Origin of the sequence: Pontibacter sp. HSC-14F20, from assembly GCF_019599265.1 — a bacterium.
GTDB lineage: Bacteria > Bacteroidota > Bacteroidia > Cytophagales > Hymenobacteraceae > Pontibacter.
In genome coordinates this window covers 193,821-206,160 of sequence record NZ_JAHZTC010000006.1, presented here as the reverse complement: position 1 = coordinate 206,160, position 12,340 = coordinate 193,821, and the positions used below count along the sequence as shown (strand labels likewise).

The following is a 12,340-nucleotide window of genomic DNA, read 5'->3' as shown; positions in this document are numbered from 1 at the left end:
CTATTCTAAGTCCCTCTCGTAAGGCAGATTTGACGACTGCGTCTGAGAGAAAGGTACGTTCTGTGGTATGTAATCCTCAGGAGCACCTGGCTTGCTATAATCGTAAGGCCATCTGTAAACAGTTGGAATCTCACCTGGCCAGTTACCGTGTCCTGGGTTAACAGGAGTTGTCCACTCCAGTGTGTTTGAGTGCCAAGGGTTAGCAGTAGCACGACGTCCTTTGAAGATACTGTAGATGAAGTTGAATAAGAAGATCAACTGCGCAGTGAAACCAAGAATTGCTGCAATACTGATAAAGCTGTTCAGATCAGTAAATGTGTTGAATGCATCAAAACCTGTCCAGGAGTAATACCTTCTTGGGAAACCAGCAATACCGATGTAGTGCATTGGCATGAACACCAGGTAAGCAGAAAGGAACGTCAACCAGAAGTGAATAAATCCTAGCTTCTCGTCCATCATGCGACCGAACATCTTAGGGAACCAGTGGTAAATACCGCAGAACATACCAAAGAATGCTGCAGCACCCATTACAAGGTGGAAGTGAGCAATTACAAAGTATGTATCGTGCAACTGAATATCCAGTGCCGAGTTACCAAGGATGATACCAGTCAAACCACCCGAGATGAAAAGCGATACGAAAGCGACCGCGTACATCATGGCCGTAGTGAAACGGATGTTACCTCTCCAAAGAGTTGCCAACCAGTTAAACACTTTAACTGCAGATGGTACCGCAATAATGAGTGTCAGGAACATGAAAACTGATCCAAGGAACGGGTTCATACCTGTCACGAACATGTGGTGAGCCCATACTACGAAAGATAGCAAGGAGATACCCAGCATTGAACCGATCATGGCTCTGTAACCGAAGATCGGCTTTCGAGAGTTTGTGGCAATTACTTCAGATACAATACCGAATGTTGGAAGGATTACGATGTATACCTCCGGGTGACCAAGGAACCAGAACAAGTGCTGGAACAGGATAGCGCTACCACCAGTGTTTGCAAGAGCCTCACCAGCGATATAGATATCAGAAAGGAAGAAGCTTGTACCGAAGCTACGGTCAAAAATCAGAAGCAATGCAGCTGACAATAGTACCGGGAAAGAAAGTAGACCCAGGATAGCTGTCAGGAAGAATGACCAGATAGTCAAAGGCAGCTTCGTCATCGACATGCCTTTTGTTCTCAGGTTAATTACTGTAGTAATGTAGTTTACACCACCCAGCAACTGAGACACGATAAATAGCGCCATACTGATCAACCACAGTGTCATACCCAAACCGGAGCCTGAGATTGCTTGTGGAAGAGCACTTAGAGGAGGATATACTGTCCAACCACCCCCTGCAGGGCCTGTTTCAATGAACAGTGACGTAAACATAACTACACTCGCCAGGAAGAAAACCCAGAAGGAGAGCATGTTCATGAAGCCGGATGCCATATCACGGGCACCGATCTGCAATGGGATCAAGAAGTTACTAAATGTACCGCTAAGTCCAGCTGTTAGTACAAAGAACACCATGATTGTTCCATGCATGGTTACCAGTGCCAGGTAAAATTCTGGATCTAGTTTACCATTCACAATCCAATTACCCAGAATTGGCTCCAGGAACGTAAAAGTAGCTTCTGGCCACCCAAGTTGTAAACGGAAGATAATAGAGAGGAAGCCACCTATGAAACCCCAGAAGATACCTGCAAAAAGGAACTGTTTTGCAATTACTTTATGGTCCTGGCTAAAGATGTACTTCTCAAAGAAGTTTTGATCGTGATGATGATCATGCTCGTCATGAGCGTGATGTACATCCTTATTTAGAGAGATATCTGTACTCGACATTGTTGATTTTATTTATTGCTACAACTCTGTTTTTACTTCTTCTGCACTCTTCTCCAGCACAACCTGATCCTTTGAATCATTCGTGAACTTTGTAAGAAGCTGTGGATTTTGCTCGATGAAAGGCGTTTGGGAAGCTAACCACTCCTCATATTCCTCAGGCTCGTCGACTACTAAGATAAAACGCATTGCAAAGTGACCACGTCCACAAATTTCGGTACAGGCCATTTCATAGTTAAATTCAGAGTTTCCAGTCTCAGTGCGCATCTCAGCTGTAGTCTTGGTTGGCACAAACCAGAATTTAGTTGGCATACCTGGCACAGCGTCCATTTTAACACGGAAATGAGGTAAGAAAACACTGTGGATAACATCCCGTGAACGGATCTTAAACAGCACCGGCTTACCTTTTGGCACGTGAATTTCACGTGGCATAAAGTCATCCATTGCATTAGGATCACTGAAGTCTACCCCAATTTCATTTGTAGCATCAATCAGGTGTACATTGGCCTCACCTAATTTACCGTCCGCGCCTGGGTAGCGAACAAGCCAGCTGAACTGCTTGCCCATTACTTCTACTACTACAGCGTCAGCAGGGGCAGCACTTGTGATGTTTGCCCAGGTCTTCCAACCAGCAAATACCAGAATGGCCATTACTACAGCAGGAATCATTGTCCAAACGATTTCCAGCTTGTTATTGTGAGGGTAGTAGTAGGCACGCTTCTCATCTTTATGTTGGTATTTGTAAGAATACCAGAAAAGAAGAATCTGTGTGATCACAAACACAATACCGATCACAATCATGGTAGTCCAGAAAAGACTATCAGTCCAACCACCGTGCACAGATGCAAGTGGCTGGTTCATATCATCCCATGCATCAGCAAAGGACCAGGCAAAAGCTGCACCTCCACCAATCAGGAAGAGGAGCATTAAAAAGCTGTTTACCTTGTTACTTGTTTTGGTGGTTCCGACAGCGCGCTGTGTCGATCCTCTGAAAATGGAGGCCAGTGTTCCGATCCTGAATAACAGGAACAGGATTACTAGTAACAGAACGATGGATAAACCTATGGCTAACGTAATCATTGTATAATGCTTTTAGTATGACTAAACATGATGGTGAACACTCTCTTCCACGAACGGGTGGTTTACTGGCACAAGAGAAGCTTTTGTCAAGCCTTTTGTGAAAGTAATCAGATATACCCCCAGGAAAATCAGTGTAGTGCCAATCTCAATAAATCCGATACCCGCATCTGTACGCATGGTGCCCGGCATCATCATCAGGTAGAAGTCCAGCCAGTGGCCGATGAGGATCGCAATCGTAACGATTTTCAACATAATCATCTGACGCTTTGCATCTCTTGTCATCAAAACAAGGAAAGGGAAAGCAAAATTTATCAAAAGATTAGTGAAGAATATCCATTTAAAATGGCCACCGTTTCCGCCTAGACGCTCAATAAAATAAAGAGATTCTTCCGGAATGTTAGCGTACCAGATCAACATGAACTGGGAGAACCAGATGTATGTCCAGAAAATGGAGAAAGCGAATACAAATTTACCCAGATCGTGTAAATGGTTTGCATTAACCAACTTCAGGTATCCATTTTGCTTTAACACAATCACTGCCAACGTAATCACCGACAGGCCGGATACCCACCAGCTAGCGAAAACATACCAGCCGAACATTGTTGAGAACCAGTGTGTATCAATAGATAGTACCCAGTCCCATGCAGATGTAGAAGAAGTTACACCGAATACTACGAGGAACATCGCAGAGATTCTGATGCTCTTGTGATAATAGTCTGTTCCTCCATGCAGGTCTTCACTGATAGAGTTTCTTCTCAACCAATTAAAGAACAGGATCCATAGCACAAAGTAGGCTATCATTCTGATCAAAAAGAACCAGAAGTTAAGGTATGGTGCCTTTCCTGCTATGATTGGGTCATACTGAGGGTTAGGCGTTACACCATCTTCCAGGAACTGGTTATAGAGATAATCATGTGTCCAATGGAAAATATCGTGTCCACCTAACAGGAATGTGATCAGCATCACGGCGCCACCTATCGGAAGGTAGTAACCCATTGCTTCAGGTATACGCTTGATCAAAACAGACCATCCTGCGTATGCCACATATTGCACGGCAACAAAGAATACGCCTACCAACGCAATACCAGTAAAATAAACGTTATTTAACCAAAGGTTCATGTAGAGCCTTTTGGACCAATGCGCAGCCTCATGCCCAGCAGCAGCCGCTTCACCATGCCCTTCGGCGTGATGGCCGCCACTGCTCATGGCAGCTATGATTATACCAGCTATAAGCAACACAACACCTATAGCTATCATCAAGAAAAACTTGTTAGTCGTTTTTCTGGAAATGATGAGTCTTTCTTCTGTCATTATCCTTTTGATATTATGCCTTAGACTTAGTTAGTAGGTGTAGTACCTGTTGATGTAGTATCTGCTGCTGCCGGGGCTGGCGCTTCACCACCCTGCAGTTGCTGCACATACATGACAATTTTCCAACGCTCTGTCGGGTTTACCTGCGAACCGTGCGGCAACATACGACCACGCCCGTTTGTAATTACATGGTAAATATGGCCAGCCGGAAGTTCTGCAACGCGACCTGCTGAGTAAGAAGGTACGCCCTTAAACTTCTGTCCTACCAATCCTTGACCGTCACCCTGATCACCATGGCATGGGGCACAGAATCGTGTATACAATACCTGGCCTTCGGCAAGGTGCTGATCATTGTACTCCAGCGGGTTTTTCAACTCAACACCAGCAACTTCAGCTTCGTCCTTGGACAAGTACATGTTATAGCCCATTTTACCACGTGCTACTGTACCTGGAGCCGGCTCACGCATGTTCATGCCACCCGGGTTGTACAAGTTTTCCTTTACCTGTGAGTACGGATCAAGTGGTATAGAGTGATACATGTCTGGAGCATACTCTAGACCCGGATCTTTCTCATTGCTACAGGCTACAAGCAGGGCGCCTGAGAATAGTAGGGCAGAGGCTTTAATACCTAAATTTAGTAGACCTTTCATTATTTGATTACCTCCTTCTCATTTACTTCGATAGCACCATTTGAGCGAAGCAGATCGTTCAGGGCAGGCATGTTTGTTACACCTTCTTTTACTTCGATTGCCATCACGAACTTATCGTCTGTAGAACGCTTGTCGAATACATTCACCTTAAAAGAAGGCTTCAGCTTTGTGACAATAAAGAAAGTGATCACCATCCCGAATGCTGCGCAAAGAACAGTAAGTTCGAACGTCACAGGAATAAATGCCGGCAAGGCAATGTGCGGCTTACCACCGATAATCATTGGCCAGTCGAAGCCCAGCATCCAGATCTGCATCCAGAGTGCGAAGGAGGTTCCGAACAAACCGCAGAAGAATGCTACAATTGGAAGTCTTGAACGCTTTATACCTAATACATCATCGATTCCGTGGATTGGGTACGGCGAAAAAACTTCGTAAATATTAGTACCGGCAGCCCGGACGTTCTCGATGGCCTGCAGCAGGACATCCTCATCATCGTAGATACCTAGAACGAATTTTTTAGTCATTGCTATGGATGTGTATTAGTGTGCGAATCCTTATCAGTACCGTGCATGGTGCCATGTGGGTGGTGCTTCACTTCTGAAGATGACTTCAGAATAGCTTTAACCTCCGCCATGTTTATTACAGGGAAAAACTTGGCAAACAATAGGAACAGGGTGAAGAACAGACCGATCGTTCCAACATATATACCAATGTCAATAATGGTTGGAGAGAACATTGCCCAAGAAGAAGGCAGGAAGTCTCTGTGCAGTGATGTCACGATAATTACGAAACGTTCGAACCACATACCAATGTTCACGAAGATCGTGATGATGAAAGTAGCGGTTAGACTTCTTCTGATAGTTCTGAACCAGAATAACTGCGGCGTAATTACGTTACAAGTCATCATTGCCCAGTATGCCCACCAGTAAGGTCCGGTTGCGCGGTTAATGAAGGCGTACTGTTCGTATTCCACACCTGAGTACCAAGCAATAAAAAACTCTGTGATATAAGCCACACCTACAATAGAACCCGTCAGGATGATTACCTTGTTCATCGATTCCACGTGCTCCAGTGTGATGTAATCTTCTAGTTTGAATACTTTACGCGTGATGATCATAAGCGTCAGTACCATCGCGAAACCAGAGAAGATCGCACCAGCCACAAAGTATGGAGGGAAGATAGTCGTGTGCCAGCCTGGGATAACAGATGTTGCAAAGTCCATGGATACGATTGTGTGTACAGAAAGTACCAGTGGTGTTGCAAGACCTGCCAGGATCAGGGATACTGTCTCGTAACGAGACCAGGCTTTGGCGGAACCAGTCCAACCAAAAGAAAGGAATGCGTAAGCTCTGCGGGCAATTGGACCTGTTGCTCTGTCACGGATGGTAGCAAAGTCAGGTATAAGACCGATGTACCAGAAAACTAGTGATACAGAGAAATAAGTAGAGATCGCGAATACGTCCCAAAGGAGCGGTGAGTTAAAGTTAACCCAAAGTGAACCGAATGTGTTTGGCAATGGAAGTACCCAGTAAGCCAGCCAAGGACGGCCCATGTGCAGAACCGGGAACATAGCGGCGCAGATTACGGCGAAGATTGTCATCGCTTCCGCTGCGCGGTTAATAGAAGTTCTCCACTTCTGACGGAACAGGAGAAGGATGGCTGAGATCAGCGTACCGGCGTGACCGATACCTACCCACCAAACGAAGTTGGTGATGTCCCATGCCCAACCTACTGTTTTGTTAAGTCCCCACTCACCGATACCATACCAAAGGGTGCGGTAAGTTGAGTAGATGAAAATAGCCAGGCCTACAAGAGCTACAGCAAGGGCAGCTGCCCAACGAATGTTGGGCTTAGCCTCCACCTGTCTGCAGACATCTTCGGTGATATCGTGGTATGTTTTACCCCCCGTTACCAGAGGCTCTCTTATCGGAGATACGTGCTGCATAGCGCTATCTAATTTATAAATTAAGCTAAGTTTCTAATTTTTGTCAGGTACGTCACGTTCGGCTGTACGTTCAATTCTTCCAGTACGTGGAAGGCACGCTCACCTTTTTCACGGGCAAGTGTCTTAGAAATACGGCTTTCCGGATCCAGCATGTCACCGAAGATGATCGCATTGGTAGGGCATGACTGCGCACAGGCTGTCACAATCTCTCCATCAACCGGTCTTCTGCTTTCACGTTTCGCTTCGAGCTTGCCTAACTGAATACGCTGTACGCAGAAAGAGCATTTCTCCATTACACCTCTGGAACGAACAGTTACGTCTGGGTTCAACACCATTTTACCCAAGTCGTTGTTCATGTTAAAGTCGAACTTATCGTTATTAGAATAAGCGAACCAGTTGAAACGACGAACTTTGTAAGGGCAGTTGTTTGCGCAATAGCGCGTTCCTACGCAACGGTTGTAAGCCATTTGGTTCAGACCTTCAGAACTGTGCATGGTAGCAGCAACCGGACAAACCGTCTCACAAGGAGCGTGGTTACAGTGCTGGCACATCATAGGCTGGAAGATTACGCTTGGATTCTCCGCCGGATCTTCCATGGTTTTGTAATCTTTCGCCTCGTGCTCAACCGCGCTGTAGTAGCGGTCGATACGCATCCAGTGCATTTCACGACGCATCAGCACTTCTTCTTTACCGACAACCGGAATGTTGTTTTCTGCTTGGCAGCTTACTGTACAAGCACCGCAACCGATACATGAGTTCAGGTCAACGACCATACCCCAGTGGTGGTTTTTGTACTCGTAGTCATCCCAAAGTGAGATGGCAGCTGGTTTAGCAGGACCTTCGTGCGTAGGGATACGCACATATGTGGTCACTTCTTTCGGATTAGCTTTGTAGTTTGCCAGCGTGTTTTCCTGCACCACAATACGATCCATGATAGTATGGTGCGTTTGTGTCTGGGCAATCTCAACAGTAGAACCTGTTTTCTCTAATTGTACGGCGCCTGTAAACAAGATGCCATTGTCAGCTACAGTAGCTATTGGGAAGGCATTTGCACCACGGCCTTTGGCAGTTGGCATTGACTCCAGTTCACGACCATAGCCCATTGCTATACCTACTGTACCTTGTGCCTGACCAGGCTGAATCAGCGCTGGAAGCTCCAGTGTCTTGCCATTTGCATAAGTTACTTTCAGCACATTACCTTGTGAAACACCCATCTCCTCAGCCATCTTGCGTGGCATGGTGATGTAGTTATCCCAGGTTGCTTTCGTGATCGGGTCTGCCATTTCCTGCAACCATGGGTTGTTGGACTCTGAACCTGTACCGATACCTACTTTTTCATAAATTACAGCTTCTATGCTACCTGCTGCAACAGCTCTTGGAGCTCTACCAAGTCCATCTGTTGCTGAAGTGCTGGCAGAAGCCGGACTAAGCGCCAGCATGCTGGTTCCATTCTCCAGTACACCATCGTGCACAACCTTCTCCCACTGCGCATCAGTTCCTGCTGCGCCTTTTCTCCAGTTATTGCGGATGTAATCGTAGAAAGTCGTTTTGTTGCCGCTCCAGGCCAACAGGCTGTCCTGTGCCTGACGCGTCATAAAGATTGGGCTGATCACTGGCTGTGCCAGGCTCAGGAAGCCTCTCTTCGGTTCGTAGTCGTTCCATGACTCCAGGTAGTGGCTGTCTGGTGCAACATAGTCTACCAGGGCTGCTGTCTCTTCTACTCTGTCAGCAAATGAAACTTTCAGGGCCACTTTCGCCAAACCAGTCTTCACGCGTTCTGCAAGTGGGTGGTCATAAACAGGGTTTGCGTTGTAGAAGAACACCGCTCCTACGCTACCGTTGTTCATTTCCTCGATCAGACGCAGCATCGAGGCATCGTTACCCTGCTTCACCAGGTATGGAGAGGCTGTATCAATGGTAGTGCCTTCTGCGCCGATAGATTTGTTAATAGCCGTTACCAGCGTTTGTACAGCTGCATCATTTGACCCGGAAACTACCAAAGCACGTCCGTTATTCGCACGCAGGTCTCTGATAGCATTCTCAAGCGCCTTCTTATCAACATTGGCAGGTGCATTTACGCCCTGACCTGTCAGGCCATTGTGAATGGCTGTAACGATGGCAAGCTCTTCAGATGGTTTGATAGGAACGCGTACGTCAGCGTTGGCACCTGTAAGCGACATAATTGTCTCAAACTGGTAGTGGCGCGACATGTTCGCATTATCAGCCGTGATTTTTCTATTTTGAATGTACTGCTTCGCAAATGGAATTGGAGCAACCCATGTTCCCAGGAAGTCAGCGCTGATACTTACAATAATGTTGGCTTTGCTGAAATCGTAACCAGGAACAACACCACCATTGGCACCAACCAGAGCAGAAGCCGAGTTCGGGTCATAGGTTACGTGTTCAAAGCTAGCTTGTCCTGCACCAAACTCATTGATCAGTTGCTTGGTAGATGGGCTGATTACAGTAGAAGAAACAAAAGCTACTTTACCGTTTACTTTTGCCAGTGCTGAGCGGATTTCGCTGTCAACCTGCTCCCACTTGGCTTCTTTGCCTTTAATAAGCGGCGTACGAAGTCTGTTGTTATCGTACAGGCTTAACACAGAAGCCTGTGCCTTCGGGCTCGTACCCATTGGAGTAAGTGTGGAGCTAGGGTTTGGCTCTACTTTAATCGGACGGCCTTCGCGTGTCTTAACAAGAATGCTGTTGAAGTCGCCATTATTGAAGTAAGTAGAAGCATACCAGTTTGCCACACCTGGTTCCACGTCAACTGGTTTGTTCAGGTATGGAATTGCCTTTCTTACAGGAGCCTCACAAGAAGCCAGTGTAGCGGCAGCCAGACCAAAGCCTAACAGTTTCAGGAAGTCTCTGCGGGGAGCTGTCATACCTGTAGACGCGCTCTCACCTTTAGCTTCGTTTATCGGCAGGAATTCTGGAAACTCATTATGAGCGTGCTTCGCGAATTCAGGAGTATTATCAAGCTCCTCTATTCCTTTCCAGTATTTTATTCTGTCTTGCATGTTATATCTAGAAAACTCGAACCCTTAATTATAACTGATTAATAGTGGCACTTAGAACACTCCGCACCACCGTTTGATGACACTGTGAAGGCACTCTTCGTAGTTGACTCGTGCAGTTTCACCAGGTTATCATAATATGCATTTCCTTCTGTGTTAAGAGGAGTCTCGCGGTGACAGTCGATACACCAGCCCATGGTGAGCGGTGAGTACTGGTACACTACTTCCATTTCCTGGATAGGACCGTGGCAGGTCTGGCACTCTACGCCACCCACCTGTGTGTGCTGTGCGTGGTTGAAGTAAGCCAGGTCAGGCAGGTTGTGGATACGAACCCATTCTATTGGCTTGTTACGCTCAATAGCTTTGTAAATCTTCTGAATCTCAGGGGACTCTGCTTTGATCTGACTATGGCAGTTCATACAGATATTGGCTGAAGGAATGCTGGCGCTACGGCTTTCGTACACAGTCGAGTGGCAGTAGTTACAGTCGATCTGGTGTTCACCGGCGTGCAGTTTGTGCGAGAAAGCAATCGGCTGCGTTGGCGCATAGCCCTGCTGTATACCTACACCCATTGCTTTATCAAGCGTGAGGTCCACCAGCACGATCACAAAGATCAGCACAACCAGTGTGCGCACAGCCTTAGACTTATATATTTTGGAGAAGTCGAAACGCTGGTTTACTATTTCAGCGTCGTACTCATCGAGTTGTTTATTCTTGTTCAGGTAGTTTTTCAGTACCGATGTGATCAAAAGCAGCGTCACAACCAGCACGATCAACACCACAATAAGCACAACGAGTACTATATCCAGGTATCCGCCAATTGCACCAACTGCATCAGTACCTACATTCTCGCCTGGGGCAGCAGCTGTAGCATCGCCAGCAGCAGGAGCTTCGGCAGCGGCAGCCTCTGCAGACTTAATGTAAGCCAGCATCGATACAATTTCATCATCAGAGAAATTGAAAGATGGCATTGCCTGCTTGTTGAACTGATTGTAGACAGCGATTGCGTCTTTGTCGCCGGAAGCGATCAAAGCCTGCGAGTTTTTGATCCAACTGATCAGCCATGGTTGCGCTCTACGCTCATTGACGCCTTTCAAGCCAGGACCAACTACTACATCGCTTCCAACAGAGTGGCAAACCACGCAGTTGTTCTTATACAGGGACTCGCCTGCACTTACAATACCTGCATCATCTACAGGCAGACTTGCGCCTTGCGCGTAGCCTGCAGTCGACACTCCAAAAGAGGCCGCCAAGGCAAACAAGAAGGCAATCAAGAATTTGGTTTTTGCTCTTTGTATACAGCTAATCATAGCCAGGACGCTTGTGTTTAGTATAATGGTGAATTTACTTTACGGGCACAAATCTACTACCTGAAACCCATTAATCAAATATTATATGTTTATTTTTACCCCTATACACAATATCCCATTAAGTACAATCACTTATGGGCTATTTTCTGCATTATTTTAACAGAATCAACTATTTTATTTAAAATTATTCTAAATAACACCGAATATTCGATGCCCTTTCTGCACAAAATTATCCTGTTTTTTCTTGCTATAGCCGCCTACCCCGGCGCACTCACTCTTGAACTTATAAATACCTGATTTTGTTGTCGTTAGCATTTATTTATTTTCACCCTGTTTTTTTGGCTTCTTCACCCCTCCTCTTCATCTGATTTGTATACCTTATTATATATATAGAACAAGCCTGATTGAGAGATGAAATCGTAAATCCGATGTTATCTTTAGCCGAGTGCCTATCCGGTACCGAGACTGTAAGGCAGTTAGACCTGGATATCATCCATTTATTTTAGTGCAAGTTTTTGTAAAACAGAATCATTGCCTTATATTTGCACCCTAAAACAAAAAATTCTCATAACCAAATGGAATTAAAAAATTACGAAACGGTCTTCATTCTGACGCCTCTGTTGAACGAGACGCAGATGCAGGAAACGGTCGAGAAGTTCAGACAGGTGCTTAAGGAAAATAGCGCCGACATTATCCACGAAGAGAACTGGGGTCTACGTAAGCTTGCTTACCCAATCCAGAAGAAATCTACTGGTTTCTACCACCTCATCGAGTTTAAGGCTCCATCTACTGTAATTGATGTGCTTGAGCTGGCTTATCGCCGCGACGAAAAAGTTGTTCGCTTTTTAACTACTGCCCTTGATAAGCACGCAATTGCTTACAATGAGCGCAGAAGAAAAGGTGAATTCAAATCACAGGCTAAAAAAGAGGAGGTTAAAGCATAATGAGCCTAGTTAACGAAAGAGTACACAAGCAAGAAAATCGTCAGAAATACTGCCGCTTCAAGAAAAGCGGTATCAAGTATATCGACTATAAGGATGGCAACTTCCTGCTTAAGTTTGTAAACGAGCAAGGCAAGATCCTTCCAAGAAGATTGACAGGCACCAGCCTGAAGTTCCAGCGTAAAGTTGCCCAGGCTGTTGCCCGCGCACGTCACCTGGCTATCTTACCTTATGTAACTGATTCTTTAAAATAAGGAGGTAA

At 45.9% G+C, this 12,340-nt stretch carries 10 protein-coding genes; 2 read left to right on the top strand and 8 right to left on the bottom strand.

From position 1 onward, the window contains the following. The 8 genes from K3G39_RS08150 to K3G39_RS08115 are packed head-to-tail and all read right to left on the bottom strand — an operon-like array spanning window position 1 to window position 11,101. Window positions 1-1,827: a cbb3-type cytochrome c oxidase subunit I gene (locus tag K3G39_RS08150; protein WP_220625693.1), complete on the bottom strand. Its 1,827-nt coding sequence runs from the start codon at window positions 1,825-1,827 to the stop codon at window positions 1-3. Between the two features lie 18 nt (window positions 1,828-1,845). After that, complete coding sequence (locus K3G39_RS08145; protein ID WP_220625692.1) at window positions 1,846-2,904, bottom strand: cytochrome c oxidase subunit II; 1,059 nt, start codon at window positions 2,902-2,904, stop codon at window positions 1,846-1,848. Between the two features lie 21 nt (window positions 2,905-2,925). Next, window positions 2,926-4,215: a quinol:cytochrome C oxidoreductase gene (locus K3G39_RS08140; protein ID WP_220625691.1), complete on the bottom strand. Its 1,290-nt coding sequence runs from the start codon at window positions 4,213-4,215 to the stop codon at window positions 2,926-2,928. Between the two features lie 26 nt (window positions 4,216-4,241). Beyond that, window positions 4,242-4,865, bottom strand: coding sequence for a cytochrome c (locus K3G39_RS08135; protein ID WP_220625690.1), 624 nt, complete (start codon window positions 4,863-4,865; stop codon window positions 4,242-4,244). Further along, window positions 4,865-5,389 (bottom strand): DUF3341 domain-containing protein, encoded by a 525-nt coding sequence (locus tag K3G39_RS08130; protein WP_220625689.1) that lies wholly within the window; start codon window positions 5,387-5,389, stop codon window positions 4,865-4,867. The genes K3G39_RS08135 and K3G39_RS08130 overlap by 1 nt, the downstream gene beginning before the upstream one ends. A 2-nt stretch (window positions 5,390-5,391) precedes the next feature. Then, on the bottom strand, window positions 5,392-6,810 hold the full coding sequence (gene nrfD / locus K3G39_RS08125; RefSeq protein ID WP_220625688.1) for an NrfD/PsrC family molybdoenzyme membrane anchor subunit: 1,419 nt from the start codon (window positions 6,808-6,810) through the stop codon (window positions 5,392-5,394). 20 nt (window positions 6,811-6,830) lie between these two features. Next, the gene (locus tag K3G39_RS08120) at window positions 6,831-9,830 is read right to left on the bottom strand and encodes a TAT-variant-translocated molybdopterin oxidoreductase (protein WP_220625687.1); all 3,000 of its coding nucleotides are present in this window, start codon (window positions 9,828-9,830) and stop codon (window positions 6,831-6,833) included. A gap of 38 nt (window positions 9,831-9,868) precedes the next feature. Continuing rightward, complete coding sequence (locus K3G39_RS08115; RefSeq protein ID WP_220625686.1) at window positions 9,869-11,101, bottom strand: c-type cytochrome; 1,233 nt, start codon at window positions 11,099-11,101, stop codon at window positions 9,869-9,871. Between the two features lie 611 nt (window positions 11,102-11,712). Between K3G39_RS08115 and rpsF the strand changes: the two genes are divergently transcribed. Continuing rightward, the gene (rpsF, locus tag K3G39_RS08110; protein ID WP_220625685.1) at window positions 11,713-12,081 is read left to right on the top strand and encodes a 30S ribosomal protein S6; all 369 of its coding nucleotides are present in this window, start codon (window positions 11,713-11,715) and stop codon (window positions 12,079-12,081) included. Then, window positions 12,081-12,332 (top strand): 30S ribosomal protein S18, encoded by a 252-nt coding sequence (rpsR, locus tag K3G39_RS08105; protein WP_068838643.1) that lies wholly within the window; start codon window positions 12,081-12,083, stop codon window positions 12,330-12,332. The genes rpsF and rpsR overlap by 1 nt, the downstream gene beginning before the upstream one ends. The last annotated feature ends 8 nt before the right edge of the window (window positions 12,333-12,340 follow it).